The organism is Kribbella ginsengisoli, assembly GCF_039537185.1.
In the GTDB taxonomy this organism is placed as follows: Bacteria; Actinomycetota; Actinomycetes; order Propionibacteriales; family Kribbellaceae; genus Kribbella; species Kribbella koreensis.
This window is the reverse complement of record NZ_BAABAA010000006.1, coordinates 94,565-110,450: the sequence shown is the minus strand read 5'-3', so window position 1 is coordinate 110,450 and position 15,886 is coordinate 94,565. Positions and strand designations below refer to the sequence as shown.

At 68.5% G+C, this 15,886-nt stretch carries 17 protein-coding genes; 7 read left to right on the top strand and 10 right to left on the bottom strand.

Annotated elements, in window-relative coordinates; genetic code table 11:
• Positions 1-25 precede the first annotated feature (25 nt).
• Positions 26-1,228 carry an NAD(P)/FAD-dependent oxidoreductase gene (locus ABD768_RS21455; protein WP_344843242.1) on the bottom strand — a complete coding sequence of 401 codons (1,203 nt, stop codon included), beginning with the start codon at positions 1,226-1,228 and terminating at the stop codon, positions 26-28.
• A 256-nt stretch (positions 1,229-1,484) separates the two neighbouring features.
• On the opposite strand from ABD768_RS21455, the gene ABD768_RS21450 reads away from it, so the two are divergent.
• Both ABD768_RS21450 and ABD768_RS21445 read left to right on the top strand, forming a co-directional pair.
• Entirely contained in the window at positions 1,485-2,168 is a 684-nt protein-coding gene (locus ABD768_RS21450; RefSeq protein ID WP_344843240.1) for a response regulator transcription factor, read from the top strand.
• The gene (locus tag ABD768_RS21445; protein ID WP_344843238.1) at positions 2,165-3,304 is read left to right on the top strand and encodes a sensor histidine kinase; all 1,140 of its coding nucleotides are present in this window, start codon (positions 2,165-2,167) and stop codon (positions 3,302-3,304) included. The genes ABD768_RS21450 and ABD768_RS21445 overlap by 4 nt, the downstream gene beginning before the upstream one ends.
• On the opposite strand, the gene ABD768_RS21440 is transcribed toward ABD768_RS21445, so the two are convergent.
• The 5 genes from ABD768_RS21440 to ABD768_RS21420 form a co-directional block, all read right to left on the bottom strand.
• Positions 3,269-3,970: a DUF2202 domain-containing protein gene (locus ABD768_RS21440; protein WP_344843236.1), complete on the bottom strand. Its 702-nt coding sequence runs from the start codon at positions 3,968-3,970 to the stop codon at positions 3,269-3,271. The genes ABD768_RS21445 and ABD768_RS21440 overlap by 36 nt on opposite strands.
• A gap of 153 nt (positions 3,971-4,123) precedes the next feature.
• Complete coding sequence (locus ABD768_RS21435) at positions 4,124-4,288, bottom strand: hypothetical protein (RefSeq protein WP_344843234.1); 165 nt, start codon at positions 4,286-4,288, stop codon at positions 4,124-4,126.
• A gap of 42 nt (positions 4,289-4,330) precedes the next feature.
• Positions 4,331-5,149, bottom strand: a complete 819-nt coding sequence (locus tag ABD768_RS21430) for a TSUP family transporter (RefSeq protein WP_344843231.1) — start codon at positions 5,147-5,149, stop codon at positions 4,331-4,333.
• A 7-nt stretch (positions 5,150-5,156) separates the two neighbouring features.
• Positions 5,157-6,566, bottom strand: coding sequence for an MBL fold metallo-hydrolase (locus tag ABD768_RS21425; RefSeq protein ID WP_344843228.1), 1,410 nt, complete (start codon positions 6,564-6,566; stop codon positions 5,157-5,159).
• 7 nt (positions 6,567-6,573) lie between these two features.
• Positions 6,574-6,876: a rhodanese-like domain-containing protein gene (locus ABD768_RS21420; protein WP_344843225.1), complete on the bottom strand. Its 303-nt coding sequence runs from the start codon at positions 6,874-6,876 to the stop codon at positions 6,574-6,576.
• Positions 6,877-7,088: 212 nt separating this feature from the next.
• Here ABD768_RS21420 and ABD768_RS21415 point away from each other — a divergent pair, with 212 nt between their 5' ends.
• Both ABD768_RS21415 and ABD768_RS21410 read left to right on the top strand, forming a co-directional pair.
• A complete protein-coding gene (locus ABD768_RS21415) occupies positions 7,089-7,346 on the top strand; it encodes a metal-sensitive transcriptional regulator (RefSeq protein WP_344843222.1) in 258 nt (85 codons plus the stop codon).
• Positions 7,347-7,626: 280 nt separating this feature from the next.
• Positions 7,627-8,256: a VanZ family protein gene (locus ABD768_RS21410; RefSeq protein ID WP_344843220.1), complete on the top strand. Its 630-nt coding sequence runs from the start codon at positions 7,627-7,629 to the stop codon at positions 8,254-8,256.
• Between the two features lie 115 nt (positions 8,257-8,371).
• On the opposite strand, the gene ABD768_RS21405 is transcribed toward ABD768_RS21410, so the two are convergent.
• Complete coding sequence (locus tag ABD768_RS21405; RefSeq protein WP_344843218.1) at positions 8,372-8,983, bottom strand: pentapeptide repeat-containing protein; 612 nt, start codon at positions 8,981-8,983, stop codon at positions 8,372-8,374.
• Positions 8,984-9,058: 75 nt separating this feature from the next.
• On the opposite strand from ABD768_RS21405, the gene ABD768_RS21400 reads away from it, so the two are divergent.
• Both ABD768_RS21400 and ABD768_RS21395 read left to right on the top strand, forming a co-directional pair.
• Positions 9,059-9,970, top strand: a complete 912-nt coding sequence (locus ABD768_RS21400) for an NAD-dependent epimerase/dehydratase family protein (protein ID WP_344843215.1) — start codon at positions 9,059-9,061, stop codon at positions 9,968-9,970.
• A gap of 4 nt (positions 9,971-9,974) precedes the next feature.
• Positions 9,975-10,739 carry a protein phosphatase 2C domain-containing protein gene (locus ABD768_RS21395; RefSeq protein ID WP_344843212.1) on the top strand — a complete coding sequence of 255 codons (765 nt, stop codon included), beginning with the start codon at positions 9,975-9,977 and terminating at the stop codon, positions 10,737-10,739.
• Between the two features lie 3 nt (positions 10,740-10,742).
• Here ABD768_RS21395 and ABD768_RS21390 read toward each other — a convergent pair whose 3' ends face one another.
• The 3 genes from ABD768_RS21390 to ABD768_RS21380 all read right to left on the bottom strand — a co-directional run bounded on the left by ABD768_RS21390 (position 10,743) and on the right by ABD768_RS21380 (position 13,974).
• Positions 10,743-11,723, bottom strand: a complete 981-nt coding sequence (locus ABD768_RS21390) for a DUF4328 domain-containing protein (protein WP_344843210.1) — start codon at positions 11,721-11,723, stop codon at positions 10,743-10,745.
• 80 nt (positions 11,724-11,803) lie between these two features.
• Complete coding sequence (locus tag ABD768_RS21385) at positions 11,804-13,345, bottom strand: glycerol-3-phosphate dehydrogenase/oxidase (protein ID WP_344843207.1); 1,542 nt, start codon at positions 13,343-13,345, stop codon at positions 11,804-11,806.
• A complete protein-coding gene (locus tag ABD768_RS21380; protein ID WP_344844012.1) occupies positions 13,342-13,974 on the bottom strand; it encodes a TetR/AcrR family transcriptional regulator in 633 nt (210 codons plus the stop codon). The genes ABD768_RS21385 and ABD768_RS21380 overlap by 4 nt, the downstream gene beginning before the upstream one ends.
• Before the next feature lie 93 nt (positions 13,975-14,067).
• On the opposite strand from ABD768_RS21380, the gene ABD768_RS21375 reads away from it, so the two are divergent.
• The gene (locus tag ABD768_RS21375; RefSeq protein WP_344843204.1) at positions 14,068-15,801 is read left to right on the top strand and encodes an FAD-binding oxidoreductase; all 1,734 of its coding nucleotides are present in this window, start codon (positions 14,068-14,070) and stop codon (positions 15,799-15,801) included.
• Positions 15,802-15,886: the final 85 nt, after the last annotated feature.

The window sequence follows — 15,886 nt, the reverse complement described above, 5'->3', positions numbered from 1 at the left end:
ACTCGTCATCCGTCACGGATCGACGTCAGGGCAGCTGTACGTAGCCGTGTTGCATCTTCCAGAGGAAGTACTTCTCGAAGCCGAGCTTCATCAGGTGGGCCTGCGGCCCGGGGATCAGGACGCCGTGCTTGCGCGGCGGCAGCATCTTGTCGGCCAGGATGACGACGCCGTTGTTGCCCGCGTCCAGCACGCAGACGGCCCGGATGTCACCGAAGGCCTTCTCGTGGGCCGGCTGCTCGCCCCGGATCTGGGCGGCGATGTTGGCGGCGGCGATGTGGGCCATCGTCTCGGTCGGGAAGCCGGTCTTCGGGACACCGACGGGGGTCGGCGTGTGCCAGGGCGCCTCGACCGCCGCGGCCACGCCGACCGCGTAGATGTCGTCGTACTTCTCGGTCTGGTAGGTGTCCCTGACCGCGACGAAGCCCTTCTCGTCGGCCAGTCCGTTGGCCGCGCTCAGGTATCGCTGCCCGAGGAACGGCGGGACGACCATGCTGAACCGGAAGGGCAGCTTCTCGCCGTCGGCCAGCACCATCGCGCCCTGGTCGATGTGGTCGATACCCACCGAGACGCGGGCGTCGATGCCCTCCTTCTTGAGGAACGTCCCCAGCAGCTTCTCGCCGTGTGGCAGGCCACCGATGCCGAAATGGCCGAGGAAGGGTTCCGAGGTCACATAGGTGAGCTTGACCTGCTTGTGCAGCCCGGCCTTGCGCAGCTGGTGAGCCGTGTTGAACAGGAACTCGTACGCGGCGCCGAAGCAGCCCGCTCCCTGGGACGCGGCGACGACGATGTCACCGGGGTGATCCAGGAACCGGCGCCAGGCGACGGCCGTCCGCTCGGCGGCAGGGAGCGTGGTGATCGTGTTGGCGTTCTCCCTGAATCCGGGAACGACGTCGTTCTTGTTGCGGTACCCCGTTGCGATGACGAGGTAGTCGTAGCGCAGCTCCCGGCCGTCGTCGGTGGTGACCTTCTTCGCGACCGGGTCCAGCTTGGTGGCCGCCGCGTGGATGAACTCGATGCCGCGGTGGTACAGGGTCGGCTCCACCAGGAAGGTGATGTCGTTGCTGTCCCGCTTGCCGAACGGCAGCCAGATCAGGCTGGGATTGAAGAGGAAGTGGTCGCTGGCCGAGACCACTCTCACGTCTACGTCTCCGTGCAACTCGTGGCGGACGGCCAGCGCTGCGGTCATCCCTGCGAAGTTGGCGCCCAGGACCACTACCTTCTTGCGCATTGCAGCCTCCTCGGTCGGCATCCCCTAGTTCGGGTCTACCGGCCGGGTGCCCACGTCAAGAGAGTCGTGCGACCCGGCACGGAGGGCCAGAGGTCCCCACGTACCGGTGTCGCCCGACCGGCGGACCGCGGGTCCGATCGGTACAGGTCCTAAGACTCTGTGGCGGCGTCCCGCATCGGCTGTCCACTGAACGCGTGTGGGCGTCCCGGTGTTTCGTCCACGGCGAACCGTCACGAGGCAGTAGAAGGAGGACCGGATGCGCGAGGTGCTCGTCGTCGACGACGAGCCGGAGATCCGCCGGGTGCTGCGGGGCTACCTGGAGGCCGAGGGCTTCCGGGTCGTCGAGGCTGCCACTGGCACCGACGCCGTGCATTGTGTACGCCACCGAGAGCCTGCCGTGGTCCTGCTGGACGTCATGCTGCCCGACCTGGACGGTCTGGAGGTACTTCGCCGGATCCGGACGTTCAGCCAGGTGTTCGTTTTGCTCGTCACCGCCCGGACCGAGGAGGTCGACAAGCTGGTCGGTCTCGGCCTGGGTGCCGACGACTACATCACGAAGCCGTTCAGCCCGCGTGAGGTCACGGCTCGGGTGAAGACCGTACTTCGGCGGAGCCGGACCGCTGCGGACGAGGACCGGCACGTCTTCCCTGGGCTCACCGTGGATCTGGCCCGTCGTGAGGTGACGGTCCAGGATCAACCGGTCCAGCTGACCACACTCGAATTCGATCTGCTCGTCGCACTCGCGGAATCACCCGGCCGCGTGTTCTCCCGTCGCCAACTGCTTGAACGGGTATGGGGGTACGACTTCTACGGCGACGAGCGGGTGGTCGATGTGCACATCCGCAACCTGCGTCAGCAGTTGCACGACGACGCGGCCCGGCCGGGCATCATCGGCACGGTCCGCGGGATCGGCTACAAGTTCCTTCCGGGTCCGGTATGAACCGGCTGTCGGTCCGCTTGTTCGTCTCGCACCTGGCGGTCGCGGTCATCGGTGCGGTGTCGACGTACGCCGTGGTCCGTCTGCTGGCGCCGGCGTTCTTCGATTCCGGCATGAGAATGATGGGTCGCGCCGGCGGGCAGCCGGGTGAGCTCCGGGCGACGTTCGTGTCGGCCGTGAACAGGTCGCTGGTGGCCGGCCTGGTGCTCAGCGCGGTGGTCGCGGGAGCGGCTGCCGCCCTGGCCGCACGCCGGTTGCTCAGCCCGTTGCGGGCGGTCCGGGCGGCCACCCGGCGGCTGGCGGACGGTCACTACGACGAACAGGTGGCGCTACCCAGGGAGGCCGAGCTCGCCGACCTCGTCCAGGACGTGAACGACCTGGCGGGACGGCTCGCGGACACCGAGGGACGCCGGGTTCGGTTGATCTCCGACGTCGCGCACGAACTCCGTACTCCGCTGACGGTCGTCGACGGGTACGTCGAGGGCATGGTCGACGGGGTGTTTCCACTGACCGTGGAGACGCTGCAGCCGGTGATGACCGAACTGCATCGCCTGCGGCGGCTCACCGACGACCTGAGCACACTGTCGCGAGCGGAGGAGAAGCTGCTGGATCTACGGGCCCGGGCGGTCGATCTCTCGGCGCTGGTGGAGCAATCCGCCGAGCACTTGCGCCCGCAGTTCGACGAAGCCTGCGTCCGGCTCGTCGTGACCGGCGATCCGGATCGGGTCCGCGTCTGGGGCGATCCGGACCGCCTGGCGCAGGTGGTGACGAACCTGCTGGGCAACGCGTTGCGGGCGGCCCGGTCAGGCGGCACCGTCGAGGTTCGCACAGGACAGCAGGACGGCCTGGCCAAGGTCTGGGTGATCGACGACGGCGAGGGTTTGGCGCGCGACGACTTGGAGCGTGTCTTCGAGCGGTTCTACCGGGTACCGAACCGCTCTGGTGACCACGGGGGCGGTCCTGGTTCTGGGATCGGGCTGACCATCGCGCGCGGAATCGCCCGGGCTCACGGCGGTGACATCACGGCTTCCTCACCTGGGCTCGGTGCGGGAGCGACCTTCACGGTGACACTGCCCGCGACCGCAGCCCGGCCGGATGAATCGTTACCGGAACATTCCTCCGTGACCCATCGGCCCTGATCCGTTCCGCCGCCCGTGATCGCCGAAACCGGACCCGTCATCGGTGCCCCGGCCTCGGTCGTCGAGGTCCCACATGGTGCCCATCCGCGGACATCCGGTCCCTGACACGTCACCTTCGGACACTGCGGTGAAGGCGGACAGATGGTGTCTGGAGGCGGCCAGCAGATGCGTGTAGAGCCATTCGACGTCGGCTGGGTTGTCCTTGGCGGCCAGCCGCTCCAGGTCCGCGATGTCCCGCGTCTCGAGGGCGATCGCGGCCTTCAGCGCCTCGTCGGAGGACTTCAGGCCCTGGGCCTTCCAGCCGTCGTACAGTCTCTGGATCGTCGCGTCGGTGTAGACGCCGGCGGCCTTGCCGGCTGACGGGTCCTGGACGTCGTACCGAACGAGGACGTTGCCGACCGCATCGAAATGCCGCTGCTCGCTGCGGCTGATGGTCTCGAAGATCGGCACCGCTTCGTACCGATCGGCGAGCAGCCGGTAGAGATCGAGGGCCATCCGCTCCTCGTCGCGGGTGAAGCGCAGATCCTGCTGTTGTTGCGGTGTGACGGTTGGTACGCCGACGTCGGCGGTCGGCGACCGCCCCACCGCGATCGCGGCGAGACCACCACCGAACAGGATCACGACTGCGCTCGTGGTAGCGAGGATCATCTTGCGCCAGGTACTCATGTTCGCGGCCTCCTCAGGTATCCACACCTTCAGTGGACCTCCGCGGTATGAAGGAACCGCGTCGCCGTTCGTGAAGTTGCCGTGACGGCCGTCGGAGCCGCGAGGACCGGCTCCGACGGATCAGCCAGGTCGGCTGTTCGTCCCGGCCGTGTGTCAGCGGCCGAAGAGCCGGGAGAACCAGCCGCCTTGGCGCTCGGACTTGGGGTGGCCGGGGCACCCCTGGTCGGAGGGGACGATCGCTTTGACCTGGGCGATGTGCTGGCCGCAGCCTGCCCAGGTGGTCTTGGCGCAGGTCTTGCAGGTGACGGGTCGGCACATGGTTGGTACTCCTTTTGCTGGGCCTGGAATCGGCGGTTGAGATCAGACGAGGGCGGGGATCGCCCGGGTCGCGGTGTAGATCGCGACGACGAGGACGAGCACGGTAAAGGCTGCGGACAAGCGGGCAGTGCCGACCCTCGCGGTCAGGCGAGCGCCGACGACGGCCGCGGTGGCCGCGACTGCGGTGAGCATGAGCACGACTCCCCAGTCGGGGCTGGTGCCGGATCCGGCGCGGGCAGTCAGGGCCGCGGCACTGGTGATGGTGATGACGACCAGGGAGGTCCCGGCCGCGTACCGGATCGGCAGACCGAGAGCGAGCAGGAGCGCCGGTACGACGAGGAAGCCGCCGCCGACACCGAGGAACCCGGTCAGCAACCCGACCGCCGTGGCGGTGACGAGGACTTTGAGCGCTCTCGGACAGGCGCAGGCAAAGGTGGGGGTGAAGGTGATGATCGGATCATCGAGGGCCGGTGGGCTCACGAGCCGGGGGTTGCGGGCATGGCGCAGTTGACGCCACGTCATCAGACCGCCGACGACGAGCATGAGAACGGCGAAGCAGGCCATCAGTACCGCCGGTGGGACCCGGGTCGAGGCCTGAGCGCCGAGCACCGCGCCGCCGATCGCCACGAGTCCGAAGGCGATGCCGCGTCCTGGCAGGACGTTGCCTGAGCGATAGGCGGCGATCGCGCCGATGAGCGAGGTGACGCCGACCACGACCAGAGAGCCGGCGGTGGCCTGGACGGCGGACTGGCCGAGCAGGTACACCAGCACCGGTACGGCGAGAATCGAGCCGCCGCCACCGAGCGCGCCCAGGCTGAGCCCGATCAGCGCACCGGCGACGATGGCGAGAAGGATCGTCACTGCTCGGTCATGCCTGCGGTCCGACGACGTCGAGCCCGGTCTTCGCGGCGTTCTCGAACTCGTCGTCGACAGCGACCGGTCTGCGGCCGGCTGCGTCCAGGAAGGACGCGGCGATCGAGGCGCGGTAACCGGCCGCGCAATGCACCCAGATCTCACCGAGCGGCACCTCGGCCAGCCGTCGCGGCAGCTCGTGGATCGGGATGTTCACCGCGTCGCGGATCCGGGCCGACTCGTGCTCGTCGGTGCGGCGGACGTCCAGGACGACCACCTCGCGATGGTGGAGAACCTGCGCGAGATCGGCGAAAGAAGCGGTCGGGAAGGACACGGGAGCGCCGGTACTCCAGTTCTCCGGCCCTCCGGTGGCGTGCGCCGCGGGGCGGTCGATCCCGATCCGGACGAGCTCGCGCTGCGCCTGCGCGACATCCTCGGCCGTGCGGCCCAGCAGCGTCACCGGCGTACCCCAGTCGATGAGCCAGCCGACGTACGTCGAGAACGCGCCGTCGAGACCGAAGTTGAGGGTGCCGGGAGCGTGGCCGGCCGCGAACGCGGTGCGGTTGCGCAGATCGACGACCCACTCGCCGGCCTCGATGCGGCGGCGTAGCTCGGTGGCGTCGGCCCTCTCGGGCAAGGTCAGGTCGGGCGCACTCGGCCCGGCCGAGTTGGCGGGGGCCATGTGCACGTAGTACGCGGGCCAGGCGTTCAGTCCGGCGAGCAGGTCACGGACGTAGCTCTCCTCGTCCTGGGTCAGCACCGGATTGGCTCGCTTCTCCTGCCCGATCGTCGACGACGTTGCCTCGGACTGGGTCGCGGAGCAGAAGGACCCGAATCCGTGGGTCGGGTAGACCTCGGTGCCGTCGGGCACGGTGTCCGCGAGCTTGTGCGCGGAGGCGTGCTGGTGGCGCACCAGAGCGTCGGTGTGGTCGGGGCCGAGCAGATCGGGCCGCCCGGTCGCGCCGTACAGCAGGGATCCGCCGGTGAAGACCGCGACCGGCTCGTCGACGTCGGTCAGCGCGTACGACAGGTGGGTGAAGGTGTGGCCAGGGGTGTGGATGACGCGCACCCGCATCCGGTCGCCGATCCCGACGACGTCGCCGTCGTGGATCGGGGTGCGATCGAAGGAGACCTTGTCGTCGGCGTTGACCAGGTACTCCGCCCCGGTCGCCTGGGCCAGCGCGAGGCCGCCGGTGACGTAGTCGTTGTGGATATGCGTCTCGAAGACGTGAGTCAGCCGGACCTTCTCGGCCTGGACGAGCTCCAGGACCCGGTCGAGGTCGCGCTGCGGGTCGATGACGAAGGCCACCTCACCGTCGTGGACGAGATAACTGCGATCACCCAGCGAGGGGGTGTCGATGACGCGAATGGTCAGGCCGGCGCCGGCGTGGCCGGGTGTTGCGATGCGTGTGCTGGGCTCTGTCATCGTGGCCTCACTTGTAGGTCTCTCGCCCGGACCGGGTCCAGGCGGACGTGCCGCCGGCGACGTTGTGGGCGTCGAAACCGGCCGCGACCAATACGTCGGTCATCGCCGACGAGCGGTTGCCGGTGGCGCAGACGACGTAGACCGGTGCCGAGCGGTCGAGCTCGTCGAGGCGGCCGGTCAGCCGGCCCATCGGAATGTTGATCGCGCCGGGGATGTGGCCGCCGGCGAACTCACGGGGCTCCCGGACGTCCACGACAGTGGCGCCGGAGTCCAGCGCGGCGGCGAGCCGGGCGGTGTCGATCTCCCGCATCAGCGGTTCCTTCCTCAGACTGCAGTGCTCTAACAGCATCCCCCCGGGGGGATATAAATCAACATAACACATCCCCCCGGGGGGATATACTGTTTGACCGGAAGACCAGCTGAGAAGGAAGTCGCCGGTGAGCCGCTCGGCCCGATCGCCGCCGACGCGCGCGAAGGCCTGACCGCGGCCTCGGCCGCCCTCGATGAGACAGAAGGAAACTGATGGAACTCGACCCGACCGACATCAAGCCGATCATCACCCGGATGAAGCGCGCCCACGGGCACCTCGGCAGTGTGATCCGGATGATGGAGGAGGGGGCGGACTGCGAGTCGGTCCTCACCCAGCTCGCCGCCGTGAACAAGGCGCTCGCGCGTGCCGGGTTCGCCGTCGTCGCGACCGGTCTGCAGCACTGCCTCACCGACGAGGACAGCGATGTCGACGTCGCCAAGATGGAGAAGCTCTTCCTCGCCCTGGCCTGACCGCCGCGCCGGCCCGGCCGAATCCGTTGCCTCAGGCTACTAATTTGGTTGCCTGGTGCAATCGATAGAGAGGTGGCGTGACAGTTCGTGTACGGATTGTCACGGGATACTCACTGTTTGTTTGCGGGTGCGTGCAGATGTTCTGGGTGACCTAGCGGTCGATGGAGTGGACGCCGGAGTCTCTGTGGAGGAAGAGACATCGGGAAAACCACTGACGACGTGATCGCGCGGATACCTACCGGGACTGCGTGGGCCGGTCGACTACGGAGGTTCCGGACGCGTGCTCGAGACCTATCGCGGTATTCCGCACCTGCTGGACACCTGGGTCGTGCTGACCGGGATGGCGATTCCGATCGCCATCTCGTCGGTGCGCCGGCCCGGTGATCTCGTCCCCCGGGTCGCGGCGCTGCTGATGCCCGCCGCCTTCGCGCTGATCCTCGCGGCGACGCTCAGCCCGACCAGCCACCGATTACCCGGGATCGGTACCTGCGGGACGCACCTGACCACCACCGGCGGGCTCACCTCGCTGCAAGGGCTGCTCAATGTTCTGCTGTTCATCCCGGCCGCCGGGCTGCTGACTCTGGCGAGCGGCCGGCCCGCGGACGGGATCGCGGCAGGGATCGGGATGTCCGCGGCCGTTGAGGCGATCCAGGCGCTGATCCCGCCGCTCGGCCGCTCGTGTCAGCTGCACGACCTGATCGCGAACACCCTCGGCGCCTTCGCCGGCGTCGGCCTGGCCGCCGGTCTGCAGGTCGCATTGCAGGCCGCCACTCGCCCGATCACCCTGACGAACCCGGGGTACGTCGTGGAGCACAGCGCGATGCTGGTCAGACGCCCGGCAGCCCGCCACCGCCGAGCCGAACTGGCCCCCGCGCTGGCCAAGGCCCGACCGGTCGCCAGGGCGCGATGAGTCGAATAGTTATCCACAGGTTGTGGGTAAACCGGGGGATGACGGGTCATAACCCTGGAGATATCCACAGGCTGCGACCAGCGCCGGCCCCTGGAGGTGGCGTGGATCACTCGGGTCAGGGGCGCACCTCCAACCCGAGGGAGGTGGTGATGACGATCGCCTGGGGTAGGTCGACGATCGCGTCCTTGAGCGTGACGCTGAGTGGATCGAGCGTCGAGAGGTCGGATCCGCGCAGGTCCGCGCCGGTGAAGTCGGCGCGTTGCATCGAGGCGCCGGACAGGTCGACGTTCCGCAGTACCGACTTGCCGGCTCGCAGACCGGTGAGATCGGCCTCGCGCAGCTTCGTCCCGCTGAGCTCGACGCCGGTCAGGTTCGCCCCGGGCAGGCCGACGAACGACCAGTCGCCGCCCTCGACCTTCATCAGGTTGTAAGTGCAGTCGTCGAACATGCTGCCCATCAACTTGCACCTCGTGAAGGTGCTGTCGAAGAACGAGCACCGGACGAAGGTGCAGTTCACGAACGCCGCCTCATGGTGCACCGACGCGTTGAACCGGACCCCGCGGAACACGCACTCCTCGAACACCCCGCGATGGTTGTTCACCTCGGTCAGGTCCGAGTCGACGAACAGCACCCGGCTGTACGTCTGCCCGGACGGATCGGCGTCGTCCCAGTCGCGGATGGTCGATTCGGTCTTGGGCGCCGACCGGCCACCCATGCGCTCTGCCATGACACTCCCCTTGGTTTCCCAGCAGTTTGCCTCGGACCACCGACAAAGTTCAGACCAGCCAGGAGGATGGACGATGTGAGCGGATCAGAGCGAGTGATGGTGTTCGGCGCCGGCGGCTTCCTGGGGAGCGCGATCTGCCGGTTGCTGGCGGAGCGCGGGATCGAGCATCGCGGGTTCACGCGGTCGACCGGCGATCCGCATCGGCGCTTCGACCTGGCCAGCGGGCACTGCTATGCGCTGGACACCCAGCTCGGTGCGTACAAGCCGACGGTGATCGTCAACGCCGCGGCCGCCACCCATGGCGATGTCCTCGAGCTCACCCGCGGCAACGTCGTCGCGGTCCAGTCGCTGCTCTCCTCGATGAACGGGCACGCGAGCAATGCGCGCTTCGTCCAGATCGGTTCGGCCGCGGAGTACGGCGGTGCGCCGCGCGGTACGAGCCAGGGCGAGCAGACGGAGCTCCGGCCGGGAGCGGCGTACGGGTTCACGAAGCTGGCCGGTTCCGAGCTGGTACTCCGTGCGCAGCGCAACGGCGCCGACGCCGTCGTGTTGCGGTCCTTCAACATCACCGGGCCGGGGTCGCCGCCGAGCACCCTGTTCGGGCGGGTACTGCGACAGCTCGGTACGACCGACACGATCCAGCTCGGGTCGCTCGAGGCGTGGCGGGACTATGTCGACGTACGGGATGTCGCCGAGGCCGTGCTGGCGGTCGCGACGGCGGAGGGCAAGCTGCCGCCGGTACTCAACGTCGGCTCCGGCAAGGCGACGCTGGCGCGCGACGCGATCAACAAGCTGATCGAGGTCAGCGGCACCAGGACGAAGATCGTCGAGGGTGAGGCGCATGCCGGCCACGCGGGCTCCCCCGCCGATGCGGTCGCCTGGCAGCAGGCCGACACCAGCTTGATCAGCAAACACCTCGGCTGGTCCAGCAAGATCCCGCTGGACCAGTCCCTCACCGACACCTGGACCGCCCGCCCCCGAGAATGAGGTTGTGGATATCTGGTCGGTTTGTGAGCCGGCGCCGGATCGGGTGGGGCCGAACGAGGATCTGGTGGTGAGTGGGCCGGACTTCGTGGTGGTGCTGGATGGCGCGACCGCTCCGAAGGGGATCGAGTCGGGGTGTGTGCACTCGGTGGCCTGGCTGGTTGCTCGGTTGGGGACACAGTTGGCGCTCCCCCTGCTCGGGCGGTCGGAGGCGCCGCTCGCCGATCTGCTCGCGGACGCGATCACGGCAGCGCGAGGTGAGCATGCGGACACGTGCGATCTGGCCAACCCCGAGAGTCCGTCATCGACCGTCGCGATGGTGCGGGTGGGTGACGAGCAGGTCGAGCATCTCGTGCTGGCCGACTCCCCGATCGTGCTACGCGCTCCCGATCGGCAGGTGACGGTCGTCGCCGACAACCGGGTCGACCTGCTGCCGGAGTACACGTTCGAGGCCGTACGCCGGTTGCGCAATCAGCCGGGTGGGTTCTGGGTCGCCAGCACCGAACCCAAAGCGGCGTACGAAGCAGTCGCCGGTACTACCGAACGCACAGCCATCGAGCTGATCGCCCTGCTCACCGACGGCGCCTCCCGCTACTCCGAGCGCTACGGCCACCCCTGGGAAGACCTGGTCGACACCCTCGCGACAGCGGGCCCCCAAACCCTGATCGACAAGGTCAGACGCTACGACGCCGATGCCCCCGCCGGCACCTTCCGCGGCAAACGCCACGACGACGCAACCGCCGTCCTCTGCCGGCTGCTACGGCGGAGGTGAAGGTCAGGGCTGCCGGGGCGATGGCGCGTAGGGCGTGGAGGACGACGGCGGATACGGCGCCGGCGACGACGGCGGGTAGGGCGCGTACGACGGGAAGTCTGGTGGGCGGGGAGCGTATTGCGGGGGGCCGGGCGGGGTGTCGGTGAGCGGGGGTGCCATCCGCTCGTCCTGCCAGGCGTTGGTGCGGAACATCAGCCGGACGATCGCGACCCCTGCGACAGCGAGCAGGACCGCGGCGACGGTGAAGGCGATATTCACGCCGAGGGCGGTCCGGACCATGAAGCTCTGCAGGTCGTAGATGTCCACATAGTCACCGGTCGCGTCGGCGAGCTCCTTGCGATGGACCAGCCGCACCACCCAGACGACGAAGCTGACCAGTGCGAACCCACTCCCGCCGACGATGATCAGCCAGAACGTCGTCCACGCGGCCCACCAGCCGTAGAGCAACCCCCGCGACGACTTCGCCTGACCGGGCCGGCCCGGCGGTTCGCTGGCGCGAATCACGTCCTCGACCACCTGCAGCGGATACCAGAACTGGACGATCGGGCAGATCCAGCTGCCGATCACCCACCCCTGCTCGCGCCGATGCACGCCGTCGCCGAGCCGCTTCGCTCCTTGATAGGTGACACCGCCGGACGGCGCGAACACCTCTGTGTTCTCCCGTGCCCTCCACAGCCAGATCACGAAGAAGACGCCGGTCGCCGGCACCAGCAGGCTGATGAGGTCGAGCAACGGCCCGGCATTGCCGATCGATTCCACCCCGCGAGCGAGCTCGTCCTCGGACAGCAGCCCATACACGAGCCGCTTCACCTCGTCGTACGAACGCCACATCAGCACGGCCTGCAGGATGGCGACGAGCGTGGTCAGCACCATCAGGACGAGAAACACCACGGTGATCTGCCGTAGTGGCTTGTACGTCCGCACCGACATCCCCAGATACGGCGCCGGGTGATAGCCGGGCGGCCCCGGATACGGCTGACTCACCGACCTCACCTCCCCACAGACAAGTTAACCCGCTCGCAGGACCGCAGAGGAGTTGTCCACAGGGCCAAAAGCGGCAAACCTCAAACCGCTGCGAACGCCTCCCGAGCCGCCGGCAGCGCCAGCGCCCGATCTGTCGCGGACAACCCGATCCGGGTCCGCCGGTCGAGCAGGTCGTCCTCGGTGAGTGCCCCTTCATGCCGTACTGCGAAACGCAGCTCCGCGTGCGTCGTCGCCAGCCCCGGCGCGATCGGCGCGAGCAGCCCCGGCTCGACCGCGATCACGTCCGTCGCCTCCACGCCGTACCGCTCGACGAAGCGCGCAGGCGCCCGCACCGCCGCCAGTTGCACCCGGCTCGCGGCCCCCACCAGCGGAAGCCGATGTGTCAGACATGGCCGCCGCACCTCGACGCCAGATTGATCCAGTGCAGTGTCGAGCGTGTCCTGCGCCATCCGCCGGTACGTCGTGAGCTTGCCGCCCACGATCGTCACCACCCCGTCGGGACTCGTGATCACCGCATGCCGCCGCGAGATGTCCGCCGTCTTGTCCAGCCCCTTGTGATGACCGGTGTCGAGCAGCGGCCGAAGACCCGCGTAGCTGCCGAGCAGGTCGTCACGCGTCAGTGGGACCCGCACAGCCGTGCTGATCGTCGACAGCAGGAAGTCGATCTCGGCCTCCGTTGCACGTGGAACATCGCTCACCGGACCAGGCGCCTCTTCATCCGTCAGCCCGACGTAGACGCGACCATCAGGTGCGGGGATCGCCATCACGACCCGCCGCAACTCCCCCGGCACCGGCACGGTCAGTACTGCGGACAGCCCGCCGAACGCGGATTGCGGCAGCACCAGGTGCGTCCCCCGGCTCGGCCGCAGTTTGATGCCCGAGGCAACTTGATCGGCCCAGATACCGGTCGCGTTGACGACGATGCCGGCGTCGAGGTCGATCCGCCGGCCGGACAGCTGATCCACCAGCACCGCTCCCCGACCGGTCACCTGTTCGGCGGCGCAGTGCGTGATGATGCGGGCTCCGTACGACGCTGCGGTGCGCGCGATCGCGACCACGAGTCGCGCGTCGTCATAGAGCTGGCCGTCCCAGGTGAGGAAGCCGCCGCGGAGACCCTGCGGGCGGACGGTTGGCGCGTACCGCAGTACCTCGGCTGAACTCACCCGGCGGGAGTGCGGCAGGTAGTCGTCGCTGGTGCGGGCGAAGGTGCGGAGTACGTCGCCGCCGAGGAATGCGCTGCGCAGCAAGGCCGCCTGGGCGAGACGCGCCTCCGGAAACCAGGGTGCGACCTGCGGCACCGGATGGACGAGATGAGGTGCGGTCGTCTTCATCAGGATGCCGCGCTCGACTGCGCTCTCGTAGGCGATGCCGACATGTCCGGAGGCGAGGTAGCGGAGGCCGCCGTGGACGAGCTTCGAGCTCCAGCGGCTGGTACCGAAGGCGAGGTCGTGCTTCTCGACCAGCGCGACGGTGAGACCGCGGGCGGCCGCGTCGAGAGCGACGCCGGTGCCGGTGACGCCGCCACCGATCACGAGGACATCGACCCGGCCGGTCGTGTCGAGCCACTCGAGCTCGCGAGTCCGCCGGGCCGCGTTGAGGCTGGCGTTGCCGACCGCGATCATGGCGTCAGATACCTGGTGAGCATCACCCGCAGCTCCTCGTTGAGCTCGGGGTACTCCTTCGGCTCGGCGAGCACCGGTCCGGAGACCGCGGAGGCGAGCGAGACCAGGATGATCTGCCGGGACAGCCAGTCGGAGTCGCCGTCGCGGATCGAACCGTCGGCCTGACCGGACTCGATGCCGGCCTTCACCAGCGCGAGGTGCGCGACGGTGCTGCTGCCGCGTCGCTCCAGCAGGTACGGCGTGAGGAACTCCGGGTCGAGCTCGATGATCTTGCGCATCAGTGGGTGGGTGCGGGTCTTGGCGACCACCTCGACGACGCCCTCGACCAGGCGGGAGCGGCCGTCGACGGCGTCGGGCTGGAAGGCGGAGACGAGCGCTGTCGTCCACTCGCGGGTCATCAGGGCGGCGACCACCGCCTGTACGTTCGGCCAGCGGCGGTACAGGGTGGCGCGGGAGACCTCCGCGTGGCGGGCGATGTCAGCCATCGTCATCCGGCGCATGCCGATCGCGAGCAGCAGCTCGTACGCCGCGTCCAGGATCCGCTCCTCGCCGATCGCGTTCGCCGGCGTCGGGCGCGACGATCCGGTGGAGCTGGAGGAGGTATCCGATTCGCTGCTACGCTGAGACATCACACGTCAGAGTGTATCAGCGACTTCGCCGACTGCAAGAGCCCGCAGTCCCTCCGCGACGCTACCTCCGAACACCACAGATGGGGAGCCACCATGACCGAGTCCGACCTCCCGGTGGCCAACCTCACCCCCGGCCGCTGGGGCGACCCCACCCAAGCCGTCGAACTCCCCGCCGCAGCACTCGAGGCACTCAAACACCTAGGAGTCCGCCGCCCGACGCCGCACGGCGCGGTTGGAGAGAGCGGCTCGGCTGCACCGGAGGGGGCGGGCAAGGCTGGCGGGCCTGGTGGAGCGGGCGATGCCGGCGGGCCACTGGCTGAGGCGGTCTCACCCACCACGGCCAGCGCTTCGGGCGAGGGGGCGGTGTCCGCCGTCGGGTCCGGTGCGGTGGGTGGAGGGCGGGAGCTTGGTGGGGAAGGGCTGGCAGTGCTGGTGGGCGTGCTGGGGCCTGAGCATGTGCTGACTGACTTCGAGAGTCGGTGGGCGCACACCAGGGGGTACTCGACTCCTGATCTGCTGCGGCATCGCATGGGTGACACGACCGACATGCCGGCCGCAGTTGTCTACCCAGGGTCGCATGAGGAGGTGCAGCGTCTCTTGGGTGTTTGCTCGGAGCAGGGCATCGCGGTGGTGCCGTATGCGGGTGGGACTTCTGTGGTGGGTGGGTTGGCGCCGCAGGGGACTGCGTTTGTGGCGGTTGATTTACGGCGGCTCGACAAGCTGGTGGAGATCGATGAGGTGTCCAGGACGGCGCGCATCGAGGCTGGGGTGAGGGGGACGGCGGCTGAGGCTCTGCTTGCCGAGCGGGGGTACACGCTGGGGCACTTTCCGCAGTCGTACGAAGGCGCGAGTATCGGTGGGTATGCGGCGACTCGGTCAAGTGGGCAGGCGTCGGCGGGGTACGGGCGGTTCGATCAGATGGTCGTGGGGCTGACCGTGGCTACTCCGCGCGGGACGATCGAGCTGGGGCGGGCGCCGATGTCGGCGGCTGGGCCGGATCTTCGGCAGCTCTTTCTTGGGTCGGAAGGGGCGTTGGGGATTATCACCAGCGTCGTGGTGAGGGTTCGGCCTCGTCCGACGGAGCGGTCGTTCGAGGGGTGGCGGTTCGCATCATTCGACGAAGGGCTCACCGCGATTCGCCGGGTGGCTCAGGATGGGCCGGTGCCGACGGTGTTGCGGCTGTCCGATGAGGCTGAGACGGCGATCAACCTGGCCGACCCCAACGTGCTCGGCGGCGGCTCCGGTGGAGTGCTCGCGATCGTCGGCTTCGAGGGCGCCCGTACGCCGGTACGCCGCGCCGAACTCGCCGAGGTCCTCACGGCCGCCGGCGGCACGTACCTCGGTGAGGGACCCGGTGACACCTGGCGCCAAGGACGGTACCGGGCCCCGTATCTCCGCGACCCCCTCCTCGACGAAGGCGCGCTGGTCGAGACGCTCGAGACGGCCGGCTTCTGGTCGACACTCCCCGCGCTGAAAGCCGGTGTGACCGAGGCGCTGGTCAACGAGCTGACCGCCCAAGGCACCCCGCCGATCGTGCTCTGCCACGTATCGCATGTCTACGAGACCGGCGCCTCGCTGTACTTCACCGTCATCTCCGCCCAGACCGGCGACCCGGTCGCACAGTGGCGCCGGGCGAAGATCGCGGCCAACGACGCGATCGCCAAGGCGGGCGCCACGATCACCCATCACCACGCCGTTGGCACTGATCACCGCGACGCCTACGCTGCCGAGATCGGCCCGCTCGCGGTCGAGACGCTGCAAGCGGTCAAGCGCGTCCTCGACCCGAACAACATCCTCAGCCCCGGCATCCTGATCCCGCCCAGCTGACCCGCCCGCGGAACCCCAAGCTGAGCTGTGTCGGAAATTTGCAATAGGTAGTCGAACTATTGCGTAACGTTAGCTCCTTCCTTAA

Bases quoted from the DNA above. Each gene is read 5' to 3' on its own strand.
- ABD768_RS21455 (WP_344843242.1), bottom strand. From the start codon at position 1,228: ATGCGCAAGAAGGTAGTGGTCCTGGGCGCCAACTTCGCAGGGATGACC.
- ABD768_RS21450 (WP_344843240.1), top strand. From the start codon at position 1,485: ATGCGCGAGGTGCTCGTCGTCGACGACGAGCCGGAGATCCGCCGGGTG.
- ABD768_RS21445 (WP_344843238.1), top strand. From the start codon at position 2,165: ATGAACCGGCTGTCGGTCCGCTTGTTCGTCTCGCACCTGGCGGTCGCG.
- ABD768_RS21440 (WP_344843236.1), bottom strand. From the start codon at position 3,970: ATGAGTACCTGGCGCAAGATGATCCTCGCTACCACGAGCGCAGTCGTG.
- ABD768_RS21435 (WP_344843234.1), bottom strand. From the start codon at position 4,288: ATGTGCCGACCCGTCACCTGCAAGACCTGCGCCAAGACCACCTGGGCA.
- ABD768_RS21425 (WP_344843228.1), bottom strand. From the start codon at position 6,566: ATGACAGAGCCCAGCACACGCATCGCAACACCCGGCCACGCCGGCGCC.
- ABD768_RS21420 (WP_344843225.1), bottom strand. From the start codon at position 6,876: ATGCGGGAGATCGACACCGCCCGGCTCGCCGCCGCGCTGGACTCCGGC.
- ABD768_RS21415 (WP_344843222.1), top strand. From the start codon at position 7,089: ATGGAACTCGACCCGACCGACATCAAGCCGATCATCACCCGGATGAAG.
- ABD768_RS21405 (WP_344843218.1), bottom strand. From the start codon at position 8,983: ATGGCAGAGCGCATGGGTGGCCGGTCGGCGCCCAAGACCGAATCGACC.
- ABD768_RS21385 (WP_344843207.1), bottom strand. From the start codon at position 13,345: ATGATCGCGGTCGGCAACGCCAGCCTCAACGCGGCCCGGCGGACTCGC.
- ABD768_RS21380 (WP_344844012.1), bottom strand. From the start codon at position 13,974: ATGTCTCAGCGTAGCAGCGAATCGGATACCTCCTCCAGCTCCACCGGA.
- ABD768_RS21375 (WP_344843204.1), top strand. From the start codon at position 14,068: ATGACCGAGTCCGACCTCCCGGTGGCCAACCTCACCCCCGGCCGCTGG.